Source organism: Actinoplanes sp. NPDC020271 (genome assembly GCF_044388125.1).
Lineage (GTDB): Bacteria > Actinomycetota > Actinomycetes > Mycobacteriales > Micromonosporaceae > Actinoplanes.
Genome location: NZ_JBIRWQ010000034.1, coordinates 1 through 24,382 on the forward strand (window position 1 = coordinate 1; position 24,382 = coordinate 24,382).

Annotated in this window: 25 protein-coding genes; 12 read left to right on the forward strand and 13 right to left on the reverse strand. The window is 71.6% G+C overall.

Annotated features, from left to right (window positions below):
- Positions 1-180: 180 nt before the first annotated feature.
- The gene (locus ACH442_RS42300; RefSeq protein ID WP_396343794.1) at positions 181-1,854 is read right to left on the reverse strand and encodes a glycoside hydrolase family 13 protein; all 1,674 of its coding nucleotides are present in this window, start codon (positions 1,852-1,854) and stop codon (positions 181-183) included.
- Positions 1,855-1,937: 83 nt separating this feature from the next.
- Positions 1,938-2,891, reverse strand: a complete 954-nt coding sequence (locus tag ACH442_RS42305) for a LacI family DNA-binding transcriptional regulator (protein WP_396343795.1) — start codon at positions 2,889-2,891, stop codon at positions 1,938-1,940.
- Between ACH442_RS42305 and ACH442_RS42310 the strand changes: the two genes are divergently transcribed.
- The 3 genes from ACH442_RS42310 to ACH442_RS42320 all read left to right on the forward strand — a co-directional run bounded on the left by ACH442_RS42310 (position 2,875) and on the right by ACH442_RS42320 (position 5,089).
- Positions 2,875-3,105, forward strand: a complete 231-nt coding sequence (locus ACH442_RS42310) for a hypothetical protein (RefSeq protein WP_396343796.1) — start codon at positions 2,875-2,877, stop codon at positions 3,103-3,105. The two genes, ACH442_RS42305 and ACH442_RS42310, sit on opposite strands and share 17 nt — an antisense overlap.
- A 441-nt stretch (positions 3,106-3,546) precedes the next feature.
- Positions 3,547-3,720, forward strand: coding sequence for a CsbD family protein (locus ACH442_RS42315; RefSeq protein ID WP_396343797.1), 174 nt, complete (start codon positions 3,547-3,549; stop codon positions 3,718-3,720).
- Between the two features lie 226 nt (positions 3,721-3,946).
- Positions 3,947-5,089, forward strand: a complete 1,143-nt coding sequence (locus ACH442_RS42320; protein ID WP_396343798.1) for an LLM class flavin-dependent oxidoreductase — start codon at positions 3,947-3,949, stop codon at positions 5,087-5,089.
- 151 nt (positions 5,090-5,240) lie between these two features.
- Here the strand turns inward: ACH442_RS42320 and ACH442_RS42325 are convergent, their stop codons facing one another.
- Entirely contained in the window at positions 5,241-7,277 is a 2,037-nt protein-coding gene (locus ACH442_RS42325) for an MMPL family transporter (RefSeq protein ID WP_396343799.1), read from the reverse strand.
- A gap of 74 nt (positions 7,278-7,351) precedes the next feature.
- Here ACH442_RS42325 and ACH442_RS42330 point away from each other — a divergent pair, with 74 nt between their 5' ends.
- A complete protein-coding gene (locus ACH442_RS42330) occupies positions 7,352-7,855 on the forward strand; it encodes a MarR family winged helix-turn-helix transcriptional regulator (protein WP_396343800.1) in 504 nt (167 codons plus the stop codon).
- Positions 7,856-7,919: 64 nt separating this feature from the next.
- On the forward strand, positions 7,920-8,774 hold the full coding sequence (locus ACH442_RS42335; RefSeq protein ID WP_396343801.1) for a tetratricopeptide repeat protein: 855 nt from the start codon (positions 7,920-7,922) through the stop codon (positions 8,772-8,774).
- 171 nt (positions 8,775-8,945) lie between these two features.
- On the opposite strand, the gene ACH442_RS42340 is transcribed toward ACH442_RS42335, so the two are convergent.
- Positions 8,946-9,356 carry a MarR family winged helix-turn-helix transcriptional regulator gene (locus ACH442_RS42340; RefSeq protein ID WP_396343802.1) on the reverse strand — a complete coding sequence of 137 codons (411 nt, stop codon included), beginning with the start codon at positions 9,354-9,356 and terminating at the stop codon, positions 8,946-8,948.
- Positions 9,357-9,479: 123 nt separating this feature from the next.
- On the opposite strand from ACH442_RS42340, the gene ACH442_RS42345 reads away from it, so the two are divergent.
- Positions 9,480-11,255 carry an ABC transporter ATP-binding protein gene (locus ACH442_RS42345; protein ID WP_396343883.1) on the forward strand — a complete coding sequence of 592 codons (1,776 nt, stop codon included), beginning with the start codon at positions 9,480-9,482 and terminating at the stop codon, positions 11,253-11,255.
- A gap of 85 nt (positions 11,256-11,340) precedes the next feature.
- Here ACH442_RS42345 and ACH442_RS42350 read toward each other — a convergent pair whose 3' ends face one another.
- Together ACH442_RS42350 and ACH442_RS42355 are read right to left on the reverse strand one after the other, a co-directional pair.
- Complete coding sequence (locus ACH442_RS42350; protein ID WP_396343803.1) at positions 11,341-12,087, reverse strand: class I SAM-dependent methyltransferase; 747 nt, start codon at positions 12,085-12,087, stop codon at positions 11,341-11,343.
- Between the two features lie 2 nt (positions 12,088-12,089).
- The gene (locus tag ACH442_RS42355; protein ID WP_396343804.1) at positions 12,090-13,196 is read right to left on the reverse strand and encodes a citrate synthase 2; all 1,107 of its coding nucleotides are present in this window, start codon (positions 13,194-13,196) and stop codon (positions 12,090-12,092) included.
- 67 nt (positions 13,197-13,263) lie between these two features.
- Between ACH442_RS42355 and ACH442_RS42360 the strand changes: the two genes are divergently transcribed.
- Positions 13,264-14,598 (forward strand): citrate/2-methylcitrate synthase, encoded by a 1,335-nt coding sequence (locus tag ACH442_RS42360; RefSeq protein ID WP_396343805.1) that lies wholly within the window; start codon positions 13,264-13,266, stop codon positions 14,596-14,598.
- Between the two features lie 62 nt (positions 14,599-14,660).
- Here ACH442_RS42360 and ACH442_RS42365 read toward each other — a convergent pair whose 3' ends face one another.
- The 7 genes from ACH442_RS42365 to ACH442_RS42395 form a co-directional block, all read right to left on the reverse strand.
- Positions 14,661-15,299, reverse strand: coding sequence for a nitroreductase family protein (locus tag ACH442_RS42365; protein WP_396343806.1), 639 nt, complete (start codon positions 15,297-15,299; stop codon positions 14,661-14,663).
- 82 nt (positions 15,300-15,381) lie between these two features.
- The gene (locus ACH442_RS42370) at positions 15,382-15,849 is read right to left on the reverse strand and encodes a hypothetical protein (protein ID WP_396343807.1); all 468 of its coding nucleotides are present in this window, start codon (positions 15,847-15,849) and stop codon (positions 15,382-15,384) included.
- 186 nt (positions 15,850-16,035) lie between these two features.
- Positions 16,036-16,875, reverse strand: coding sequence for an alpha/beta fold hydrolase (locus tag ACH442_RS42375; protein ID WP_396343808.1), 840 nt, complete (start codon positions 16,873-16,875; stop codon positions 16,036-16,038).
- A complete protein-coding gene (locus tag ACH442_RS42380; RefSeq protein ID WP_396343809.1) occupies positions 16,872-17,738 on the reverse strand; it encodes an SDR family NAD(P)-dependent oxidoreductase in 867 nt (288 codons plus the stop codon). Before ACH442_RS42380 ends, ACH442_RS42375 begins: the two co-directional genes overlap by 4 nt.
- The gene (locus tag ACH442_RS42385; protein WP_396343810.1) at positions 17,735-19,204 is read right to left on the reverse strand and encodes a flavin-containing monooxygenase; all 1,470 of its coding nucleotides are present in this window, start codon (positions 19,202-19,204) and stop codon (positions 17,735-17,737) included. The genes ACH442_RS42380 and ACH442_RS42385 overlap by 4 nt, the downstream gene beginning before the upstream one ends.
- Complete coding sequence (locus tag ACH442_RS42390; protein WP_396343811.1) at positions 19,201-19,530, reverse strand: DUF4873 domain-containing protein; 330 nt, start codon at positions 19,528-19,530, stop codon at positions 19,201-19,203. Before ACH442_RS42390 ends, ACH442_RS42385 begins: the two co-directional genes overlap by 4 nt.
- Positions 19,527-20,210: a TetR/AcrR family transcriptional regulator gene (locus ACH442_RS42395; protein WP_396343812.1), complete on the reverse strand. Its 684-nt coding sequence runs from the start codon at positions 20,208-20,210 to the stop codon at positions 19,527-19,529. Before ACH442_RS42395 ends, ACH442_RS42390 begins: the two co-directional genes overlap by 4 nt.
- A gap of 51 nt (positions 20,211-20,261) precedes the next feature.
- Between ACH442_RS42395 and ACH442_RS42400 the strand changes: the two genes are divergently transcribed.
- The 5 genes from ACH442_RS42400 to ACH442_RS42420 all read left to right on the forward strand — a co-directional run bounded on the left by ACH442_RS42400 (position 20,262) and on the right by ACH442_RS42420 (position 24,358).
- The gene (locus ACH442_RS42400) at positions 20,262-21,155 is read left to right on the forward strand and encodes a diiron oxygenase (protein ID WP_396343813.1); all 894 of its coding nucleotides are present in this window, start codon (positions 20,262-20,264) and stop codon (positions 21,153-21,155) included.
- A gap of 39 nt (positions 21,156-21,194) precedes the next feature.
- Entirely contained in the window at positions 21,195-21,320 is a 126-nt protein-coding gene (locus tag ACH442_RS42405; protein ID WP_396343814.1) for a hypothetical protein, read from the forward strand.
- Positions 21,321-21,509: 189 nt separating this feature from the next.
- Entirely contained in the window at positions 21,510-21,719 is a 210-nt protein-coding gene (locus ACH442_RS42410; protein ID WP_396343815.1) for a hypothetical protein, read from the forward strand.
- A gap of 582 nt (positions 21,720-22,301) precedes the next feature.
- Entirely contained in the window at positions 22,302-23,402 is a 1,101-nt protein-coding gene (locus ACH442_RS42415) for a uroporphyrinogen-III synthase (RefSeq protein ID WP_396343816.1), read from the forward strand.
- 296 nt (positions 23,403-23,698) lie between these two features.
- Positions 23,699-24,358 carry a sirohydrochlorin chelatase gene (locus ACH442_RS42420; protein WP_396343817.1) on the forward strand — a complete coding sequence of 220 codons (660 nt, stop codon included), beginning with the start codon at positions 23,699-23,701 and terminating at the stop codon, positions 24,356-24,358.
- Positions 24,359-24,382: the final 24 nt, after the last annotated feature.

The window sequence follows — 24,382 nt, forward strand, 5'->3', positions numbered from 1 at the left end:
GCGCCCCCGCGGCGCGCGGGGGTCCGGTGGTCGGGGGGGGGGGGGGGGGGGCGGCCGCCGGGGGGGGGGGCCCCCCCCCCCCGGCCCCCGGGGCCCCCCGCCCCCCCCCCCCCCCCCCCCCCCCCCCCCCCCCACCCCGCCCACCCGCACCGTCCGAGGGTGGCCGGGCCGGTTGTCAGATCAGAGGGACCACCACACGCATGTGTCCGGCGGCAGCACGACCCCGTCCGGGCCGCCCTCGACCGGGCCGCTGGCCAGCAGCAGCTCACCGGCGCGGGGCAGGGTCACCGGCTCGTCGCCCATGTTCACCTCGCAGCGGAACACCGGGGCGCCCGCCACCTCGCGTTCGAACGCGAGCACGCCGGCCGGCGCGGTCACCCAGCGCAGGTTGTCGATCGGCTGCAGCGCCGGGTCGGTGCGGCGGACGGTCAGCGCCGCGCGGTACAGCTCCAGCGTCGAACCCGGCACCTCGGCCTGCGCGGCCACGCTCAGCCGGGCCCAGGACTCCGGCTGCGGGAGCCAGCTGCCGCCGCCGTCCGGGCCGAAACCGTACGGCGCGGTGTCGCCACTCCACGGGATCGGCACGCGGCAGCCGTCCCGGTAGCCGTCCTGGCCGTCCGCACGGTGGAACGCCGGGTCCTGGCGCACCTCCGGCGGCAGGTCGACGACCTCGGGCAGGCCGAGTTCCTCACCCTGGTAGAGGTACGCCGAGCCGGGCAGCGCCAGCATCAGCGCGCTCGCGGCACGGGCGCGACGCAGGCCGGCCGCCTCGTCGACGGCGACCGCCTTGCGCCCGGCGACCTCCCCGTCCCCGGTCTGCAGCAGGCGGGTGGTGTGGCGCACCACGTCGTGGTTCGACAGGGTCCACGTGGTCGGGGCACCGACGGCGCTCATCGCGGCCAGCGATTCGTCGATCATCGCCCGCTGCTCGTGGACGTTCCACGCCGTACCCAGATAGCTGAAGTTGAAGGCCTGATGCAGCTCGTCCTCGCGGACGTAGTGAGCGACCCGCGCCAGATTCGGCGCCCAGGCCTCGGCGACCGCGATGCGCTCGCCCGGGTACTCGTCGAGGATCTGCCGCCAGGAACGGTAGATCTCGTGCACGCCGTCCCGGTCGAAGCACGGGCTCTCGCCGACGCCGAGCAGGTGCCATTCGGCGTCCGCGCCGACGTCGGGCAGGCCGTCCTCCTTGATCAGGCCGTGCGCCACGTCGATCCGGAAACCGTCGACGCCCTGGTCCAGCCAGAACCGGAGGATGGTCTTGAACTCGTCCCGGACGGCCGGGTGGTCCCAGTTGAAGTCGGGCTGCTCGGCGGCGAACAGGTGCAGGTACCACTCGCCGTCCGGCACGCGCGTCCACGCCGGCCCGCCGAAGATCGACGGCCAGTCGTTCGGGGGCAGTTCGCCGTTCTCACCCTTGCCGGGGCGGAAGTGGTAGCGGTCGCGGAAGAGCGAGCCGGGGCCCTCGGCGAGCGCCTTCTGGAACCATTCGTGCTGGTCCGACGAGTGGTTCGGCACGAGGTCGACGATCACGCGCAGGCCGAGCGCGTGGGCGCCGGCGATCAGCTCGGCGGCGTCGGCGACGGTGCCGAAGATCGGGTCGACGGTCCGGTAGTCCGAGACGTCGTAACCCGCGTCCGCCTGCGGCGAGGCGTAGAACGGGGAGAGCCAGACCGCGTCCACCCCGAGATCTTTGAGGTACGGCAGCCGGCCCGTGATGCCCGGCAGATCCCCGATGCCGTCGCCGTTCGAGTCGGCGAAGCTGCGCGGGTAGATCTGGTAGATGACCGCGTTGCGCCACCAGGATGCCGGCGGCGCCTCGACGGTGGGCGGTGCGATCAGTTGATCTGTCATGGCGACGAAATCTAGCAGGCAACTAACACGTGTTACATAGCCCGAAGGCTGCTTTCTTTCTGCAAGTTCTTGCAGAGGTAGGGTTATGGGCGCTTTGCGGCTGAATCGCGCACGATCAGTGACGTGCCAAGTGTCTGGTGCGGGTGCTGGTCCTCGCCGCGGATCGCCGAGATCAGGAAGTCGGCGGCCATCCGGCCCTTGGTCACGATGGGCTGCCGGACGGTGGTCAGGCGGGGGCGGAACCAGGCGGACTCGGCCAGGTCGTCGAAACCGGTCACCGAAACCTCGTCGGGAACGCTGATTCCCAGCTCCTGCAGGGCGTCGACGGCTCCGTAGGCGAGGACGTCGGAGAGGGCGAGGATCGCCGTGGGCCTTCCGGGCACCAGGGCTTTTGTCGCGCTGTAGCCCTCCAGGCGCGTCGAGGGCACCTCGGCGAGGGTGACGTCGTCCATGGTCAGGCCGGCCTCGGCCAGGGCGTCCCCGATGCCGGCCAGCCGGCGGCCGAGCGGGCCGCGGCCGGCCGACTCCGGGCCGGGGCCGATGGAGAGTACGGCGATCCTGCGGTGGCCGAGTTCCAGCAGGTAGCGGGCTACCTCGCGGGCGCCGCCGCGGTCGTCGACCTCGACGTGCGGGGCGCCCTCGTGGCGGTCCGAGTCGATCAGGACGAACGGGATGTCGCGCCGGTCCAGCTCGGCCACCTCACCCCGGTCGATCTCCAGCCCGCAGACGATGAAGCCGTCGACAGCGGCGTACGGGATCGCCTTGAGCACCGAGTCCTGCAGCGGCGGGGTGAGCAGCAGCGTGTAACCCTCCTGGTCACAGACCTGGCCGGCACCCATCAGGAACCTCGAGTAGTACGGGTTCTCCAGGATCTGCGCCAGTCGCTGGGGGAGCAGCACACCGATGGAGTTGGTGGTGCCGGCCTGCAGCATCCGCCCGAGGGTGTTCGGTGTGTAGCCCAGTTCTTCGGCGACGGCCAGGATCCGCTTCCGCGTCGCGGTGGAGATTCGTTGCGGATTGTTGAACGCGAACGACACCGCCGACCGCGAGACTCCCGCCGCCCGCGCGACGTCGGTCGAGGTCGTTCTGCCGGTTTTCGCCGGTCTTGTGGCCGCCTGGGTTGCTTCGTTGCTGGAAGTTTTGACGATTCTTGCAGCGGCCCGTTTCGCCCGTTTTCGTGGGCCATCGGTCGGCGCGTCAACGTCCCTCTTCGACGGCATCCGCGCCCCCCAAATTCGCCGCCCACCATAACCCAGCCCCGTCCCGCCACCCCGCCCACCGTCCACCCCTCCCACCGTCCAACCCGCCGAGCGGCACCGCCCGCCCCGAGGGCCGTCACCACCTGAGGCGCGCCGCGAAGGCCGCCCAGCCGGGAGCGGGGGCGCGCGGCGGCGGGACCACCGCGTCGGTCACGGGCTACGGCGGACGGGGCTCGACGACGACGGCCGGCCGTGGGACGGGTTTGTTGCCCTGACCGTGACCACCCGCGGACGTCGCCCTTGTGGGTTTCGCGTTCCGGGCCGGCCACGGCCCTGCGAAGCCCGCGAGGGTCCCCGCGGGAGCGACGGTCTGTACCCCGGCGGAGGCAGGCGATGAAGAACTTGATCTTGGAAGTGTGACGGATGTGCCGGAGGAGGTATGAGTGGGGAGCGGCGGGGTAAGGAAGTCGGTCAGACAACCTGGAGGTGTGCGATGGCTTTCGACGACAAGGTCGACAACAAGGCCGAGGAAGTCGGCGGCAAGGTCAAGGAAGGCGTCGGCAAGGCCACGGACGACGAGCGGCTCGAGGCCGAGGGTAAGGCGGACCAGACCAGCGCCAACCTGAAGCAGGCCGGCGAGAAGATCAAGGATGTCTTCAAGTCCTGATCGGGGTGCGGGATCGGGCCGGGACTGAGACATTCAGTCCCGGCCCGGTTTCATTCCGCCTCGATTCCGCGCGGCGAGTGCCCGGTTCGATCGGCGCGGCGTGACGTGGCGAGCGCCGGCGAGCAGCACGTCGTCGAGGCCGAGGTGTGCGGCCTCCCCGCCCAGCCTCGTCGATCATGTTGAGGCATCCTATCGAGCCCATGGGATTTATGGGTAGGCTCCGGGCATGGACTTCCACTGGTTTCTTCCCACCAACGGCGACAGCCGGGACATCGTCGGTGGCGGTCACGGCACGCCGGTCGGCTCGGCCGGCGGCGTGCGGCCGCTGACCATCGGATACCTCGGCCAGATCGCGCGCAGCGCCGAGCAGCTCGGATTCGTCGGCGCGCTCACCCCGACCGGGGCCTGGTGCGAGGACGCCTGGCTGACCACGGCCATGCTGACCGAGGTCACCGAGCGGCTGAAGTTCCTGGTCGCGTTCCGGCCCGGGCTGATCTCGCCGACGCTCGCGGCGCAGATGTCGTCGACCTTCCAGCGGCTCTCCGGCGGGCGGCTGCTGCTCAACGTCGTCACCGGCGGGGAGTCCAGCGAGCAGCGACAGTTCGGTGACTTCCTCGACAAGGACTCGCGCTACGCGCGGACGGCCGAATTTCTCACGGTGGTCCGCGGGTTGCTGCGCGGAGAGACGATCACGTACGCCGGTGAGCACGTCCGGGTCGAGAACGCCAAGCTCGCCCGTGTGCCGGAGATCCCGCCGACCGTGTATTTCGGCGGGTCCTCCAAGGCGGCCGGTCCGGTCGCCGCCGACCACGCCGACGTCTACCTGACCTGGGGTGAGCCGCCGGCCCAGGTCGCCGGGAAACTCGCCTGGATCCGCACGCTGAAGCCGGACATGAAGTTCGGCATCCGCCTGCACGTGATCACCCGGGACACCGCCGACGCGGCCTGGGCCGAGGCCGACCGCCTCCTGAAGAACGTCTCCGAGCAGGACATCGCCGGCGTTCAGGCCGGGTTGCGCACGAGCGAGTCCGAGGGGCAGCGCCGCATGCTCGACCTGCACGGCGGGAACCGGGACGGCCTGGTCGTCTCGCCGAACCTGTGGGCCGGCGTCGGGCTGGTCCGCGGTGGCGCCGGGACCGCGCTGGTCGGCAGCCACGTGGAGGTCGCGGACCGCATCGAGGAGTACGCGGCGCTCGGCATCGACGAGTTCATCCTCTCCGGCTACCCGCACCTGGAGGAGGCGTACTGGTTCGGCGAGGGCGTCCTGCCGGAGCTGCGCCGTCGCGGCGTCTGGCAGCACCCGGCCGGCGAGAAGAACACGACACCGGCCGCGATCCCGTTCGCCGGTGTCCCGGCCCGGGCCTCCTGACCTCAAGATCAAATTCCCGATTCGGTACGCCGTGAGCCCGGCCGAGCCTCGACAGCCCGGCCGAGCCTCGACAGCCCGGCCGAGCCTCGACAGCCCGGCCGGGGCTCGACAGCCCGGCCGGGGCTCGACAGCCCGGCCGGGGCTCCGCGGATCAGGCCTTGTCGGCCGGTTCCGTGAGTTCGGCCCGGTCGACCGCGTCCCCTGCGGTGTTCCGCGCCGCCGAGCCGTCGGTCCCGGCGGCCGGAGCGTACGGGCGCCCCGGCCACCAGAACCGGTCCCCGAGGATCGTCGCCAGAGCCGGCACCAGGACCGTCCGCACGAGCAGCGTGTCCAGCAGCACCCCGATCATCACGATCACCCCGATCTGGGTCAGCGTGATCACCGGCAGCACCCCGAGCACCGCGAACACGGCCGCCAGCAGGATGCCCGCGCTCGTGATCACCGCGCCGGTGACCGCGACCGCGTGAACCATCCCGTCCCGCGTGCCGCGCTTGCCGGCCTCCTCCCGGGCCCGGGTGACCAGGAAGATGTTGTAGTCCACCCCGAGCGCCACCAGGAACAGGAACGAGAAGAGCGGCACCTGGTTGTCGAGCGCGTGGTCGAACAGGAACGAGCCGGCCCCGAGTGCCGCCGCGTAACTGATGATCACCGTGACGATCAGCAGCAGCGGCGCGACCAGAGCCCGGAGCAGGACCACCAGCACGAGCAGTACCACCAGCAGGATCACCGGGGCGATCACCTGCAGGTCGTGCCGGGTCGCGTTGCGGGTGTCCAGGCTGGTGGCGACACTGCCACCGACGAGCGCCCTCCCGTCCAGCGCGGAACGCAGCGCGCGGATCGCGTCGTACGCCTCGGTGGTGTCCGGCGCCGCGTTCAGGATCACCTGGATGCCGGCCTGCGACGCGGTCTGCTCGGCGAGCCTTGCCTGCGCGACCCCGGGCGTGCGAGCGACCGTGGCCAGCACCGACTGCGCCTGATCCGGGCTGGTCAGCACGACGGTCGGGCTGGCCGCGCCGGCCGGGAAGTACTTCGACAGCGTCTCCAGGCCGGCCACCGACTCGGACTTGACCCGGAACTGCTCGGTCTGTGACAGGCCGAGCCGCGTGCCCAGCCCACCGGCGGACAGCACCCCGAGGATGATCACGGAGGCGACGGTGACGGCGACCGGTTTGCGGGAGACGAACCGGCCGACCCGTGCCCACATGCCCTTCTCCGCTTCGACGCCGGCCTGCCCGACCCGCGGCACGAACGGCCAGAACAGCCCACGCCCGCAGATCACCAGCGCGGCCGGCAGCATCACCAGCGCGAACACCGCGGCGACCGCGATACCGGCGGCGGCCGTGACGCCCAGTGACACGTTGCTCTCGAGGCTGGCCAGCAGCAGGGTGAGCAGGCTGAGGACGACCGTGCCGGCGCTGGCCGCGATGGCCGGACCGGCCCCGCGCAGCGCCACCTTCATGGCCTCGAACCGGTTCTCGTGGTTGTGCAGCTCCTCGCGATAGCGGGAGATCAGCAGCAGCGCGTAGTCCGTGCCCGCGCCGAACACCAGGACCGTCACGATGCCCGTGGTCGAGCCGCTGACCGGCAGGCTGGTGTGCTGCGAGATCAGCGCGACGATCCCGGTGGTGACCCGGTCGGCGAGCCCGACCACGAAGAGCGGGACCAGCCAGAGCAGCGGACTGCGATAGGTCACCAGGAGCAGCAGCGCGACCACCACGACCGTGACCAGCAGCAGCCGGGTGTTCGCCCCGGTGAAGCTGTCGGCCAGGTCGGCGCTGAACCCGGCCCCGCCGGTGACCTGCGCCGTCACGCCCGCGGGCAGCCCGTTCCGCACCTTGGCGCGCAGGTCGGCGACCTGCTTGATGGTCTCGTCGGACGAGACGCCGGCCGGCAGCGGCACCGACACGATCGCGGCTTTCCGGTCCTCGCTGAGGATCGGCCGGCCGAGGCCCTGGACCGTGGCGAGGTCGGCGTCGGTGAGCGCCTGCCCGCCTTTCGCCACCACGATCAGGGCCGCGCTCGTCCGGCCGGAGGGCAGTTCCTTCTGCCGCTGAGCCACGCGCGTGGACTCGGCGGACGACGGCAGCGAGGCGTTCGGATCGTTGGTGGTTCTCGTCGACCCCGAGAGGCCGATCACCAGACCGCCGAGCACCAGGGCCAGGAGCAGCGACGCCCATGCCCGTCTCATGAAGCCTCCAAAGCAAAGAATCTCGATAGTCGAGATTCTTACCGACCCGGGACGGATCTGCAACACTTACCTCCGTGGAGGAAACAAAAGCCCCCGAAAGGGAAACGGCGGAACGGCAGCGGTTGCGCTCCCGGCTCGTCGACCTGCTCAACGCGTACGCCAGTGAGGCCAACCACATCGGGCACGCCTTCGCCGGGAAGAATCACCTGCACGGCCCCGACCTGCACGCGCTGCTCGCCGTGATGCACGCCGAGCGGGCCGGCGCGCCGCTGACCCCGGGCCGGCTCGGCGAGGCGATGGGGCTCTCCTCCGGTGCGACGACCGCGATGATCGACCGGCTCGAGCGCGGCGGGCACCTGCGGCGGGCGCGCGAGAGCAACGACCGGCGGGTGGTGCACCTGCGCTACGGCGAGTCCGGGATGTCGCTGGCCATGGCGTTCTTCACACCGCTGGCGCCGCGCACCGACGCCGTGATGGAGAAGTTCGACGTGACCGAGCTCCAGGTGGTGGAACGGTTCGTCCAGGGCATGGTCGACGCCCTGCTGAGCTACCGCGACGAACTGCGCGAGCAGGGATAACCGCACCCGGGTCGCAACGTGAGGTTTTCCAAGGTCGGGCCCGGGGCCGCCGATCTACGGACTCGTGCGAACCGAGCCCCTGCTGTCCCAGGCCGACGACCTTCTCGCCCGTGGTCGTGCGGAGAACGCCGCCCACCTGCTCGCGCCGATCGTCGGCCGGCAACCCGAGAACGTCGACGCCTGGCACCGCATGGCCCGGGCGCACCTCGCGATGGGCGACCACGATGCCGCCCTGCGGGCCGCGAAAGCCGCCCAGCACTTCGACCCGCACGGGCCGGAAACCCTCTACTGGGTCAGCCGCGCCGCGACCGAGCTGGGCCGGCACCGCGAGGCGATCGACGCCGCCCTCGACGCCTGCCGCGAGGACCCGGGCAACCCGCGCCTGCACAACCGGCTCGCCGACGCGCAGCTGGCCGCGGGCCGGGTCGGGGACGCCCTCGACGGCCTGAGGATCGCCGTCGAACTGGCCGGCTACGACGCCGGCCTGCAGGTGACCCACGGCCGGGCGCTGTTCGCGGCGGGCCGCCCGCTGAGCGCCCGGGAAGCGCTCGGCCGGGCGCTCGCCCTCGACCCCGGGCACACCGGCGCACACCGGACGCTGGCCCTGTTCGAGATCGCGATGGAGTCCGTGGTCGACGCGTCGTCACTGGCCCAGGCCGCCGACGAGTTCGCCCAGTCCCTGCGCGTCGGCCCGTCCGGCCGCGTCGACGAGCGCGCCATCCTCGCCCGCGACGCCATGGGCTACGCCTCCCGGGTCACCCTCACCTGGTGCCTGATCTTCCTGATCGCCCTGGGCGTCCTCGGCGCCACGTCCTTGGTCGCCGTCCCCGCCGGGCTCTACCTGGCCATCCTCTGCCTGGGCGCGCTCGGTGCGTGCGGCGCCTTCGTCTTCCGGTCCGCCCTCCGGCGCAAGCCCTGAGACCCTTCTTGCGTGTACGCCCGCAAGCCCCGGCCGTGCCCGACCTCCCCCACGCGCCTGCCCCGCCCGGCTGCGTCTCACCGTTATGAGGCGCGGATGGCCACGGTGAGACGCAGCCGGAAGGCGTGAGGCCCGCTGCGGGCCGGTTCGCGGGAGCACCTCGCCGTGGGGCTAGGCGGTGGTCAGTTTCCGGAGGATGCGGGACAGGGTGGCCCGGTCGGTGGGGTCGAGGGAGGCGAAGACCCTTTCGCCGGCGGCGGCTCGGGCGGACTTGATGCTGGTTCCGGTGGCGCGGCCGTGGTCGGTGAGGGCGACGAGAGTGGCTCGGCGGTCGGCGGGGTCGGGGTGGCGTTCGACCAGGCCGCGGTCCTGGAGGTCGTCGACGACCTCGGTGGCGGAGCGCGGGGCGATGCGGAGTCGCTCGGCGAGCGCGCTCAGGCGCATCGGGCCGCCGGTCAGCAGCACGCTCAGGGCGCGGCCCTGGGACGGCGCGATGCCCCAGGGTTCCATCTCGCGGCGCGTCTGTTCCCGCATGCGCCGGCTGACGGCCCAGAACACCTCGTGCAGTGACTCCTCTTCCACGGGAACAAGCTATCAGCGATTACCGTTGTAGCCTCATGTTGAGGTAACCTCAGCTTGTTCCCGACGTACTGAGGAAAGGTTTTGCACTTGGCCGACAAACCAGGCCGGGGCGCGGGACGGACCGTGACCCCCGCGGAGAGGGCGCAGGCCCGATCCGTGTCGCTGCGCCGCATCGGCGCGTTGTTCATCGGTCACCGCAAGCAGCTCACGCTGGTGGTGGCGATCATCGTGGTGGCGTCCGTGCTGGGCATGGCGTCACCGTTCCTGCTCCGCGAGATCATCGACGTCGCCCTGCCGCACAGTGACCTGCGACTGCTGTCGTGGCTGGTCGCCGGCATGATCGTGGTCGCCGCGATCACGTCCGTGCTCGGCGTGGTGCAGACGTGGATCTCGACCACCGTCGGCCAGCGGGTCATGCACCGGCTGCGCGTCGACGTCTTCAGTCACCTGCAGCGGCAGTCGGTCGGCTTCTTCACGAAGACGCGGACCGGCGAGGTCCAGTCCCGGATCACCAACGACATCGGCGGCATGCAGTCCGTGGTCACGTCGACCGCGACCAGCATCGCCGCCAACCTCACCACCGTGGTCGCCACCATCGTCGCGATGGTTGCGCTGACCTGGCAACTCACCCTGATCTCGCTGCTGGTGCTGCCGCCGGCGATCTATCTGACCCGGCGCGTCGCCCGGATGCGGCAGAAGATCACCGCGGCCCGCCAGCGGGAGCTCGCCGAGCTCAACGTGATCATCGAGGAGGGTCTGTCGATCAACGGCGTCCAGCTGAGCAAGACGATGGGTGCCGGGGCCGCGCAGGTCGAGCGGTTCACCGGCTCGTCGACCCGGCTGATCGACCTGGAGCTGCGCTCCGAGCTGGCCGGCCGCTGGCGGATGGCCGCCATGAACATCATCTTCGCGGTCATCCCGGCGACGATCTACCTGGCGGCGGGGCTGCCGTTCGCGGCCGGCGCGATGAGCATCGGCACGCTGGTCGCGTTCACCGCGCTGCAGGGCAACCTGTTCCGCCCGCTGATGAGCCTGCTCGACGTGAGCGTGACGATGACCAGCTCGCTGGCACTGTTCGCGCGGATCTTCGAGTACCTGGACCTCCCGGTGGAGATCGACTCGCCCGAGTCGCCGGTGCGCCTGGCCGAGGTGCGTGGCCACCTCCGCTTCGAGGATGTCCACTTCGCCTACGACTCCCGGTCGGGCGCGGCTCTCACCGGGATCGACCTGGACGTTCCCGCGGGCACGTCGCTGGCCCTGGTCGGCGAGACGGGCTCGGGCAAGAGCACCACGGCCGCCTTGATCGCTCGTCTGCACGACCCGACCTCGGGCCGCGTCACGATCGACGGGGTCGACATCCGGCAGCTGGCGCTGACCGACCTGTCGGACATCGTGGGCGTGGTCAGTCAGGAGACCTACCTGCTGCACACGACGATCAAAGAGAATCTGCGGTACGCCAAACCGGCCGCCACCGACGCGGAGATCGAGGCCGCGTGCCGGGCGGCGCAGATCCACTCCCTGATCGAGGCGCTGCCCGAGGGCTACGACACGATGGTCGGCTCGCGCGGCCACCGTTTCTCCGGTGGGGAGAAACAGCGGATCGCGATCGCCCGGACATTGCTGCGCGACCCGCGGATCCTCGTGCTCGACGAGGCGACCAGCGCGCTGGACAACGAGACCGAGCGGGCCGTGCAGCGCGCGTTCGACGAGCTGTCCCGCGGCCGGACGACGGTGACGATCGCGCACCGGTTGTCGACGGTCCGCGACGCGGACCAGATCGTGGTGCTCGACCACGGCCGGGTCCTGGAGTCCGGTGACCACGACAGTCTGATCTCCCTGGGCGGCCGTTACGCCACGCTGGCCCGGGCCGGGCAGCCGTCCACCGTCGACGCGGTGTGAGGCAGTCGCCGGCCCGTGGCGGGCCGGCGCCCCGGGTGCCGAGATGTTTTGTGCTGGTGTTGCCGCGCGGGGAACCGGTGCGATCTCAGGCCGGGCTCCGCGCGATGACGGCCCACACCCGGTGCGGGACGGCCAACTCGCCGGTGTCGATCAGCGCGGTCAGTTCGGCCGAGAAACGGTCGACCGCCTCGGGCGGCAGGCTCGCCGCCACCCCGGCGCTGGCCCGGATCCGGCCCACCCAGCCCTCCCGCGTGTAGGGCACGTCGACGTCGAACGAGAACGTCTCCACCCCGCCGAACCCGGCCGTGCGCAGGTCGGTCAGCCAGCGCGGATGCATGCCCGTCCCGCCGGACAGCGACCATCGCGGGTTGTGGGCGAGGATCAGCCGCTCGGTGGCCTCGACCACGTTCCCGGGCAGCGGCAGCCAGTCGAAGTGCGCGATCACGATGCGGCCGCCCGGGCGCAACAGTCGACGGGCCTCGGCCGCGGCCGCGCCGGCCTGGAACCAGTGCCAGCACTGACCGGCGGTGACCACGTCGAACGCGGCGCCCGGCAGGCCGGTGTCCTCGGCCCGGCCGGCGATCCAGGTGATGTCGGGACGGGCCTCGCGCGCCTTGGCCAGGAGTGGCTCGGCGGGATCGAGGCCGGTCACCACGGCACCACGGTCCGCGAAGAGGCGGGCCAGGGTGCCGGTGCCGGTGCCCAGGTCGAGGACGGTCTGGCCCGCTTCGCCGATCCGGTAGGGGGCGAGTCGCTCCATCAGCGACGGCGGGAAACCGGCCCGGTGGCGGGCGTAGTCGGACGCCGTACGTCCGAAATCGATTGTCTCCATGATCAGCTGTTCCGGCGCCGGGCGTCGGACCAGCCGGTGATCTCCGCGGCCTCGCGCCCCGGCACGCCCACGTAGTCGGCCGACGGGCGAATGATCTTGCCGAGGCGCTTCTGCTCCAGGACGTGCGCGCTCCACCCGGCCGTCCGGGCGCAGGTGAACAGCGAGGTGAACAACTCGGCCGGCACGCCCGCGAAGTCCAGCACGACCGCGGCCCAGAACTCGACGTTGGTCTCCAGCACCCGGTCCGGTTTGCGCTCGCGCAGCTCGGCCAGCGCCGCCAGCTCCAGTTCCCGGGCCACCTCGAAGCGCGGTGCGCCCAGCTCGAACGCCGCCTCCCGCAGGATCCGGGCCCGAGGATCCTCCGCCCGGTAGACCGCGTGACCGAAACCCATCAGCCGCTGGCCGCCGTCGAGGACGCCGCGCACGTACCGCCGGGCGTCGCCGGACCGTTCGACCGCCTCGATCATGCCGAGCACGCGGGCCGGGGCGCCGCCGTGCAACGGGCCGGAGAGCGCCGAGATCGCCGCCGAGACGCAGGCCGGCACGTCCGCGCCGGTGCTCGCGACGACGCGGGCGGTGAACGTGGACGCGTTCATGCCGTGCTCGGCGGCGCACACCCAGTAGCGGTCGAGCGCGGCCACGTGCCGCGGGTCCGGCTCGCCCTGCCAGCGGATCATGAACTGTTCGGTGGCGTTGCGGCCCGCGTCGACGAGGCGCTGCGGGACGGCGGCCCGCGCTCCCCGGGCGGCTTGCGCCACATACGACAAGACCATTGCCGAGGTACGGGCGAGATCGTCCCGGGCCTGGACGTCGTCGATGTCGATGAGCTGCCGCAGACCCCGCTGCGGGGCGAGCATCGACACGGCGGCCTGGGCGTCGACGCGTACGTCCCCGGAGTGCACCGGGATCTCGAACGGCTCGGCCGCCGGCAGCGGACGGTCGAAGTCCCCGTCGGCCAGCAGGCCCCAGACGTCGGCGAACGACACCTGCCCGGCCAGGGAGCGGATGTCGACACCGCGATAGCGAAGGGAGCCGCCGTCACGGTCGGGTTCGGCGATCTCGGTGTCGAACGCGACGACACCGGCGAGTCCTGGATTCACAGTCAACATGACTTCACGATTCGACTTGACCGGCGGCCGGTCAATGTTGATCCGGTCAACATGAGAGGATCCGCACATGCAGCTTCTCACCACCGACCAGGTCGCCGAGCGGCTCGGGGTCAAACCCGCGACCGTTTACGCGTACGTCAGCCGGGGCCTGCTGCCGAGCCGCCGCAACGCCGCCGGGAAGGGCAGCCTGTTCGCCAAGGCCGACGTCGACGCGCTGATCGCCGGCCGGAAACGTGCCACCCCCAACATCCAGACCGGGATCACGCTGATCCGCGACGGTGGCCTGTTCTACCGCGGGCGCGACGTGACGGTGCTGGCGCGGGAATCGACGTACGAGGCGGTCGCGCACCTGCTCTGGACCGGTGAACTCGATCGGGTGCCGTTCCCGGCGAACCCGGAGTTCGTGGCGCTGGCCGCTCGGGTCGGCGCGCTGCTCCCGCCGTCGGCCCGGCTCGCCGACCGCCTGCGGGTCACGGTCGCGGCGGTCGCGGCGGCGGATCCGCTCCGCTTCGACACCACGCCGGCGGCCGTCGTGGCGACCGGCCGGACCCTGACGGCGACGATGGTCGCCGCGCTCCCGCTCCGCACCCCGTCACCGGCCGGCGTCGCCCCGGTCCTCCCGATGCCGTCGGCCGCCTCGGCCGCGGACGTCTCCACCTCGACTGCCTCGGTCGCGGGCGTGTCCGTGCCGCCCGCCTCGGCCGCGGACGTCCCCGTTGCGGGCGTCCCGGATGCGGGCCCCTCCGTTGCGGGCGTCCCGGATGCGCGCAGCTCCGTTGCGGTTGGTGCGTTGCTGTGGCCGCGTCTGACTGCGCAGCCCATGTCCGGAACGGGCCGGCGCGCGATCGAGGCGGCGCTGGTCCTGCTCGCCGATCACGACATCGCCGCCTCGACGCTGGCCGCGCGGGTCGCGGCGTCGACGCGGGCGCATCCGTATGCCGTGGTCAGTGCCGGGCTCGCGGCGCTCGACGGCCCGTTGCACGGGGCGGCGAGCGAGCACGTCCACCCGCTGCTGGCGCGGGCGGTCGCGGGGGAGGACCCCGTGGGGATCATCTCCGAGCACTTGCGGGTCAGCGGTGGGATTCCCGGGTTCGGGCACCCGCTCTACCCGTCGGGGGATCCCCGGGCCGCGGTGCTGTTCGAGCTGCTCGGGGATCATGCGGTGCGCGAGGCCGCGGCGGGGCTGGCCGGCGCCGCACGTACTAAATCGGGAATTCTGCCCAATATCGACTTTGCCCTGGCGGCTTTCGCTCTGCGGTACGACATGCCGCCCGACGCCGGTGAGGCGATCTTCGCCGTGGCGCGCACCGCCGGCTGGTTGGCGCACGCCCTCGAGGAGTATGCGAACCGCCCGGCCCGCTTCCGCCCCAGCGGCCAGTACTCAGGCCGTCCACCTGTGTGAAGCCCACGCCGGGCCCGGCCGGCAACGCGAGCGCGAGCCCGGCCGGACCTCTGACGGACGGTCTACGCCTGGTAGCGGTCGTAGAAGACGACCTCCTCGAGCGGACGCCGCTTCGGCTGCGCCCAGCGGCCCTTGCTCGGGTAGCCCAGCGGAACCAGCGCCATGGTCAGCGCGTTCTCCGGAAGACCGAGGAGCTCGCGTACGTCCGCCTCGTGCCCGATGTGCAGCGTGGTGAGCGTCGCGCCGAGGCCGTGGGCGCGAGCGGCCAGGATCAGCTGCTGCACCGCGCCGTAGATCGAGGAACCGAGCCGCGGGTTGCTGGACTTGGCGGCGCCGAGGATGGCCGGGATGATCCAGACCGGTGCCTCTTCGAGGTGGGCGGCCAGGTGGTCGGCGGCGAGGAAGCTGCGCTTGCTCATCGGGCCGTCGTCGCCCGCGTTCAGGATCTCCTCGCGCCGGGAGCCGTAGTGCCGCTCCCAGCCCTCGCGGTACCAGTCCGCGATCGGCTTCTTGAGCTCCGGGTCGCGGACGACGATCCAGACCCAGGGCTGGCTGTTGCCGCCGGACGGGCCGCGGATCGCGGCGTCGAGGATGTCGCGGATCACGTCGTCGGCGATCGGCTCGGTGGAGAGGTAGCGGCGGGCCGGGGTGGAGTGCAACGCCTCCAGCAGGCCGAGGTCCTGCGGCGCGGGATTGGTCATGATCAGGAGCCTAGGGCAGGGCGTGCCGGCGCACCGGGCGGTCCAGCCCCGGCGGCTCGGCGGGCGGTCCGGGGTGAGTGACTCAGCGGGCGGTCCACGCCAGGACGACGCCGGACGGCGTGACGATCTGGACCTGCGCGTTGCGCCCGGCGGCGGCGCCGAACGGGATCTCCCAGGCCTGCGTGACCCCGGCGTGCAGCGTGTATGCGACCGGCGGCACCGCCCTCGTCCCGGACGGTGCGGTGTCCGGCCCGTCGGCGTGGTGGAGCCGGACCGTCGCCGGCCCGAACTCGTACGTCCCGCGCAACACCTGGACCGTCACCTTCACCGCGTAGCGGTCGGCGGACGACAGCGTGCCGGTGACCGTGACCCGGGCCGCCAGCTCCGGCGCACGGATGTCCTGCCCCGCACCGAGGGGCTGGGCCGTGCTGACCGGTGCGGAGAACGCGGGCGGCGAGGCGGTGTGGGCCGGCGCTGCCACCGGCTCCGGGCCGCAGCCGGCCAGGGATCCCCCGATCAGCGCGGCGATCAGGAATATCGCTCCACGCATGCATTCCATCAAACATCGGACTTCTGGTTCCGCAACTCCACGGACGGGGGACATGCGTCGGCAATACGGCGCTGACCAGGCGTTATCGGCCGTCCGATGTCGACATCCCGACTATGCGGAAAAAGCCGCGAAAGTCGCAGAACGGGATCCGGACGACGCCCCCTTCCGCCGCCCGGATCCCTGGTCTCAAGCCGGCACCGACGCCAGCATCGGCCGCACCAGCCCGGCGAACTCGTCCGGTCGTTCGATCTGCGGCATGTGCCCGGTGTCCGGGAACATGTGTGATTTCGCATGCGGGAACGACGCCCGCGCCGCGGCCAGGTGGTGACTGGGAAGGATCATGTCCCGCTCACCCCAGACGATCATCGTGGGCAGGTCGTTCCCGGCCAGCGACGCCAGCAGCGAGGACCGCCAGGCGGCCGCCACCCCGCGGAACCCGCCGAGCTCCTTGGCGATCTCCAGGTAGACCGGCGCGAAGTCCGGCTGCCGCGCGATCCTGATCGCCATCTCGACCCGCTCCGGCGTGACCAGCGCCCGATCCCGGAACAGGGTCCGCTCGACCCGCGGCGCGGTCCGCCGGTCGATGCGCCGCAGCATCTGCCGGCCCAGTCCCGGCACCGCCAGCATCCGCAGCGCCCAGGTGACCTCCTTGCCGAACCCGGCGCTGTTGACCAGCGTCAGCGTCGTCACCCGGGACGGGTCGGCGGCGAGCATTCTCATCGACACCGCGCCGCCGAGGGAGTTGCCCATCAGGTGCACGGGCCGGGTCTCGCCGAGCGTGTCCAGCGTGGCCCACACCCCGTCGGCGAGCACGGGCAGGCTGGTCGGCTCCGGCATCCGCTGGGAGAGTCCGAACCCGGGCATGTCGATGCTGATCACCCGGTACGCGTCGTCGAACCGCGAGTGCTGCAGGGCCCAGTCCTCCAGGCTGCGCCCGATGCCGTGCAGGAGCACCACCGGCGGCGCGTCCGGGTCACCGGTCTCGTGGAAGCGGATGCGCGAGCCTCGTACGTCCAGATAGTTCATCGACCCGCACCCACCTCGGAGCGGGAAGCGGCCTTGACCGAGACGGAGGTCAGCCTTCTGATGATCTCGGCGGAGCCGACGGGAAGCAGGCGTTGCAGCAGGTCAGGACCCTTGGCGTTGGCCGCGATGAGCAGTCGCGCCTTGCGTTTCTCGATGGCGCGCAGGATCTGCTCGGCGGCCTTGCCGGCGGGGAAGCTGAGCAGCGCGGCGAACAGTTTGCGCGTCGGTGCGATGTCCGATTCCGGCACGCCGTCGCCGATCAGCGCACTCTCCGCGATCCGGGTGCGGATGCCGCCCGGGTGCACGGTGGTGACGCCGATGCCGTTCTCGATCAGCTCGCCGCGCAGGGACTCGCTGAGGCCGCGCAGGGCGAACTTGCTCGCGCAGTACGCGCTCTGCCCCGGCGGCGCGATCAGGCCGAACAGGCTGGACACGTTGACCAGGTGACTGCCCGGGTGCGCGCTCAGCGCGGGCAGCAACGCGTGCGTGAGCAGCATCGGGGCACGGAAGTTCACGTTCATGACGTGCTCGAACTGGTCGACGCCGACCTGGTCGAAACGCCCGCCGAGGGCCACGCCGGCGTTGTTGATCAGCAGCCCGATCTCGCCCGGGATGCGATCGGCGACCGAAGAGACGGCCGCCCGGTCGGACAGGTCGGCCACGATCGTCGCCACCGCGAGGCCGGGATGGGCGTTGCGGATCCGGGCCGCGACCGGCTCCAGGCGGGAGGCGTCGACGTCGACCAGGATCAGGTCGCTGCCGCGGTGCGCCAGGCCGTAGGCCAGCTGCTCGCCGATACCGCTGGCAGCGCCGGTCAGCACGGCGGTGCGGCCGGCGAACCGGTAAGGATCGAGACGGGTCATCGGACCACCTCAGGGTTGGGGACGGGCGCGGATCGGCGGGCTCGCGGGGTGAACGTCATGTCCTGGGTCACGTCGGCGCGCGGGGTGGCGAACACGTCCCGCAGGTAGTTCTGCCGGACCAGCCACGGGTCGCGGTCGCCCTGCCGCGGGAACTTCTCCAGCGCGCGCTGGACGTACCCGGAGGAGAGGTCGAGCAGGGGACGACCGGAACCGGTCAGCCGGGCGGGCGTCGCGACGGCCAGACCGTGGCGGTCCATGTGGTCGAGCAGTTTGAGCACGTACCGGTGGGAGAGGTCGGCGCGCAGCGTCCAGGAGGCGTTGACGTAGCCGATGCAGTACGCGAAGTTCGGGACGCCGGAGAGCATCATGCCGCGGTACGCCGCTTGCCGGCCGATCTCGGTCGGGGTGCCGTCGAGGCTGACCTGGATCCCACCGACCGCCTGCAGGGACAGGCCGGTCGCGGAGACGACGACGTCCGCCTCCAGGACCCGGCCGGACTTCAGCCGGATGCCCTCCGGGACGAACGTGTCGATGTGGTCGGTGACGACCGAGGCACGGCCGGACGTGATGCTGTGGAACAGGTCGCCGTTCGGGATCACGCAGAGGCGCTGGTCCCACGGGTCGTAGCGCGGTGTGAAGTGCTCGTCGACGTACCCGGGATTCTTCAGGAAACGGCCCGCGAGGCCCTGCAGGATGCGGCGGACCTGCTTCGGGTGCTTCCGCGCGACCTGGTAGAAGAGCTGGCTGACCAGGACGTTCTTTCCGCGGGCGACCCGGTTGGCGGCGTTCGGGGGCAGGAGACGGCGGGCCAGGTCGGCGACGCCGTCCTTGTTGGGGAGCGGGAGCACGTAGGTGGGGGAGCGCTGCAGCATCGTGACGTGTGCGGCGTCGGTGGCCATCGCGGGGACCAGGGTGACGGCGGTTGCGCCGCTACCGATGACGACAACGCGTTTGCCCTGGTAGTTGAAGTTCTCCGGCCAGAACTGGGGGTGGACGACTTGGCCGCTGTATGACGAGATACCGGGGAAATCGGGCAGGTAGCCTTCGTCGTAGCTGTAGTAGCCGGCGCACGCGTACAGGAACCGCGCTGTGCAGACATCGCCTTTGTCCGTTTCCAGGGTCCAGCGGGCGTCGGCGGTGGACCAGTCCGCGCTCACCACGCGCGCCCCGAATCGGATGTGTCGGGTTATACCCGCCTCGGACGCCGTGTCCTCGATGTACCGCCGGATCTTGTCCCCGGACGCTAGCGACTCCGGCTCCCGCCACGGCCGCCACGGATAGCTCAGCGTGAACATGTCCGAATCGGATCGCACCCCGGGATAGCGGAAGAGATCCCACGTCCCGCCGATCGCGTCCCGCGCCTCCAGGATCGCGTAGGTGTCCTTCGGCCGCTGCTTCTGGAGCCGCCAGGCCGCCCCGATCCCGGACAGCCCGGCACCGATGATCACCACGTCGAAGTCGGTCACGACGCCACCGCCGCCGGGAACCAGGGCGGTGTCCCGGTGCCACTGACCCGTACCCCGCCCCACGGGTCGGGCTCGCTCAGCCTCACCGGAGCATCAGCTGCTCCAGGGATCACGATGATCGCCTTGCGCAGGCCGCCGCTGACGCGTACGCGCAGGTCGTCGACGGGATTGGTGCGCCCGGCCCAGCGGAAGCGCCCCTCGATCGGCTCGAAGTGCGCGGACATCCGCACCTGCACCGCCACGTCACCGTCGTCCAGTCGCAGCGTCGCCGGCCCGCGGTACTCCTCCTCGGGTCCCTCAGCGTCGCCGATGTCGAAATCGGTCACTGCACTGCCCATCCTTCCTGTTGAGCCGCGAACCCGCCGGGCGTGTCGGCCGCGCGGCTGATGCCGGCGATGCCACCCCAGAGGAACGTCGTCAGGTACTCGCCGAGCGCCTCCCGGCTGATCGGCTGCTGCTGCCGGAGCCACCAGTCGCCGACCGACTGGACGTAACCGACCACGCCGTACGCCCAGGGCAGTGATGCCCCGGAGTCCAGCCCCCGCGCTCGCAGCCGGTCGCCGAAGATCCGCGCCAGCCCGCTGGCCACCGTGTCGACCACGTCGGCGACCACGTCGCGGTGCCGGGCGATGTCCGGTTGGTGCACGACGAACCGGTACAGGTTGAGGTCGCCCTCGATGTGGGCCAGGTAGACGTCGATCGCCGCGGCGATCGCGGCCCGCTCCTCGCGCACCGACGCGACCGCCGGGATCATCGCCTCCAGCACCATCGCGCCGGCTGCCTGCCCGACCGCGAGCCACAACTCCGACTTGTCGGAGAAGTACCGGTACAGCACCGGTTTGCTGACGCCCGCGTGCGCGGCGATCGCCTCCATGCCGACCTCCGGCCCGTGCTGCCGGATCGCCTCGATCGCCGCGGCGGTGAGTTCCGCGCGGCGCTGCTCGCGATGACCGTCCCACCGACCGCGGCGGCCGTCGGTGTTGACGGGGGGAGTGACCGAGTTCATAGTACTAGAAGTAACTGTTACCGCCGGTAACGTCAAGCTTCGGAGGGGCCGATGTCAGTGACCGATCGGGACCGCACGGCCACCAGGCTGCTGCGATCCTCAGCCGAGCACTCCTACGACCCGGCGATCGAGATCGACTGGGAGGCCCCGTTCGTCGACGGGAAATACTTCGTCCCGGTCCACCGATCGAGCCTCTACGGCACCGCGCTCTGGGACCGCCTCACCGAGGAGCAGCGCATCGAGCTCACGAAACACGAGGTCGCGAGCATCGCCGGCCTCGGCGTCTGGTTCGAGACGATCCTGATGCAGCTGCTCATCCGCGGATACTTCAAACAGGACCCGACCGCCCCGCACGCGCAGTACGCGCTCACCGAGATCGGCGACGAATGCCGCCATTCGGTCATGTTCGGCAAGATGATCGCCCGTCTCGGCACCCCGGTCTACCGCCCGCACGGCATCGACGAACTGCTCGGCCAGTGGATCGCCCACACCGCCACCGGCCCCCGCATGTTCGCCGCGATCCTCATCGCGGAAGAGATCCTCGATACGTTGCAGCGGGAGGCGATGGCCGACGAGAGCGTGCAACCCTTGGTGCGGATGGTGTCCCGCATCCACGTCGTCGAGGAAGCCCGACACGTCCGCTTCGCCCGCGAGGAACTCGCCCGCCAGATCCGCCGCGCCGGCAAGTCACGCCTCGCCTTCGACAAGCTGGTCATCGGCCGCGCCGCCTACCTGACCGGCACCCGGCTCATCGACCCCCGCGTCTACCGCGCCGTCGGCATCGACCCGGAAGAAGGCCGCCGCGCCGCGCGCGCCAACCCCCACCATCGCGAGACGATGCGCTGGGCCGGCGAACGCATCGTCACCTACCTGTCCGAACTCGACCTCATCGGCGGCGGCCCGGCCAAGTCCCTCTGGAAAGCCAGCGGCCTCCTACCCCGCTGACCCCGCTCCCGCCGGGGCAGCCGGCCTACCGTTTCGCCGATGCGGGCGGTCGGCCCGCCGTTCCGCCGGATGCCGGCGGCGACCCCCCTCGCGTCCGGGTTCGCCCCGGCGGCGCGGCCCGCGTCCTCCGAAGGCGCGGGCCGGGTCGACGCGAACACCTCCTGAGCCCGCGGGCCGATGTGAGGGAAGTCGCTCAGGTGCAGGACGGTTTCCACTCGGTTGCCGGTGTGCGGATGCCGCCCGGTCACCCCGGACCGGCTGACGGGTGGAGCGATCGAGACCTACGGACGGTTTCCCCACTCCACCAGGCGTGCGAGATTGACGCCTGACATATGCGGACAGGGAGAACGATCGATGGATAACGCGCTGGTGGCCTACAACGCCGGACGGGTGGACGGCGCCGCCGGATTCCGCGACCCCCAGATCGCCGACGACCCCGAGGTGGGCCCCGACTACCGCGTCGGTCTGCTGGACGGCCGGATAGCCGCCTTCCACCTCCGCAAGGAACTCCGCGAAGTCCTCGGCGCCGACTCCCTCTTCGATCACCCCGACGACCCCCGCTGAGCCGAACCCCGGTCACTGCCCGCGCCCCGGGTCACTGCCCGCGCCCCCGGCCACTGCCCGCGCCCACCCGGTCACTCCCGCCGTCCCGGCCGTCGCTGCTGCCTCGCCGTCGCTGTCGCCCGGCCGGCGCTGAGCGGTGCATCCGCAGCCCCGGAACGCCTCGAACCCCAGCCCCGGGACGCCTCGAACCCCAGCCCCGGAACGCCCCGACCCCCAGCTCCGACCCCCAGCCGGCCGGTCCCGGCCGGCGATGCGGCGTGTGTCCGGCGTGGTGAAGCGCACCCCTGGAAGCCGGCCAGTGACCGGGGCTCTTGCTGAGGGCTGGATTGGGATCGGGAGCGGTCTTGGGCGCCGGCTGGTCGTGGGCTGGGGATAAGTCGGGCTAATGGGGCGCGGGGAGCCGGGGTTGGGGGGAGCGGAGGAGGGAAGACTGGGGGTAGGGGTGGCGGTGATCGACTGCTCACATGCGGGGTGCGTCGGGAAGTGAGTCGGCGTTATCACCGTGGAAACATTCACCTACCGTTCCCGAAATCAGGTCTTAGGACTCTTGCAGCGGAAACGGCAGCACAGGATGGGGACCGGATGACCGAGGGCGCACTGGCCGGCTTCACCGTGGCGGTCACCGCGGAGCGACGCCGCAGTGAGATGACCGCACTGCTGGAGCGGCGCGGCGCGCGGGTGGTCAGCGCGCCGGCGATCACCATTGTGCCGCTGATCGACGACGAGGCGCTGCGCGCGGCGACCGAGGCGTGCATCGGGCTGGAGCCGCATCTCGTGGTGGCCACCACCGGCTTCGGGTTCCGGGGCTGGCTGGAGGCGGCCGAGGGGTGGGGGCTCGGCGAGCCGCTGCGGGAGTCGCTGCGCGGTGCGCGGATCATCGCGCGCGGGCCGAAGCCGTGCGGCGCTATCCGGGCGGCCGGGCTGACCGAGGACTGGGCGGCGAAGACGGAGGCCTCCGAGGAGGTGCTCGAACGGTTGCTCAGCGACGGCGTGGCCGGGCAGCGGATCGTGGTGCAGGAGCACGGCGAGCCGCAGACCGAGTTCGTGAACGCGCTGCGTGCGGCCGGGGCTGCGGTTGTCGAGGTGCCGGTCTACCGCTGGGCGCTGCCGCCGGACGTCGCGCCGGTGCGGCGGCTCACCGAGCAGGTCGCGGCCGGGCTGATCGACGCGGTGACGTTCACCAGCGCGCCCGCGGTGAAGGCGTTCCTGCAGATCGCCGGGGAAGCCGGGGCCGATGTGGGGCGCGCGTTCCAGGGCGGGACGCTGGCCGCCTGTGTCGGGCCGGTGACCGCGGCGCCGCTCGCCGAGCGGGGCATTCCGGTCGTGATGCCGGAACGGTACCGGCTCGGGGCGCTGATCAAGACGGTCACGGACGAGCTCCCGCGGCGTGCGGTGAAGCTGCGGGTGGCCGGTTCGATCCTGGAGGTACGGGGGCACGCCGCTCTCATCGACGGTGTCCCGCACGCCTTGGCCCCGGCGGCGATGGCGATCCTGTCGTCGCTGGCCGCGCGGCCCGGGGCGGTCGTCTCCAAGGATCAGCTCGCGGCGGCGCTGCCGCGAGGGAACGACGGGCACGCCGTGGACGTGGCGGTCGCCCGGCTGCGGGCCGCGCTCGGATCCGGCAAGCACATCGAGACGGTCATCAAACGCGGCTACCGCCTCCGCGTGGACGAGGCCGCCTGACCGGATGCGCCGCGGGACGCCCTCCCGCACTTCGGTGGCCGAGCCCGATGTCCATGCCGGGCCGCCACTTCCACGGCGCCGCCCGATGTGCTGCCGGGCCGCCGTTGCCGCGCCGGCAATGAGGCCGAACCGGGTTTTGTGGTCTGACCGTGCCCATCCACGGAGATCGCCCTTGCGGGCCTCGCGTTCTGGGCCGGCCACGGCCCTGCGAGGCCCGGAAGGGTCCCCGCGGGAGCGGCGGAGGGCGACCACGGCGGACGTAGGACATGAAGAATTTGATCTTTAAGGAGTTCGGCGTGACCACTCTGATTGCTGTTGCTCACGGGACTCGTTCGGCCGGCGGGCGCCGGCAGCTGCAGGAGCTGGCTGCTTCGGTGGCGCGGCGGCGGCCCGGGCTGGACGTGCGGCTCTGCTACGTGGACGTGCAGGAGCCGAAGGTCGCGGACGTGGTGCCGACGGTGACCGATGCCGTGGTGGTGCCGCTGCTGCTGTCGTGTGGATATCACGTGCGGGTGGACATCGCGGAGGCCGTCGCCGGCACGAGTATTCCGGTGACGGCGCCGCTCGGGCCGGACCCGCTGCTGCTCGCGAGTCTGCGGCGGAACCTGCCCGAGGCGGACGCGGTCGTGCTGGCCGCGGCGGGTTCGTCGGATCCGGGGTGGCGGGCCGATGTGGCGGGGGTGGCGGCGCAGCTGCCGGGTGGGGCGCGCGTGGGGTACGTCTCCGGCACCGGCCCCCGCGTGCCGGACGTGGTCGCGCAGCTGCGGTCCGAGGGTGCGCAACGGGTCGCGATTGCCACGTATCTGCTGGCTGACGGGCTGTTCTACCGGTCGTTGAGCGATGCCGGAGCGGACTCGGTGACGCCGCCGCTGTGCCGGGACGCGGGTGTCGCGGATCTGGTGCTGAGCCGGTACGACCGTGCCCGCAGTCTCACAACGGCGGGCCGCCGGTTGTAGGGATTTGCGAACAACAGTGTCACC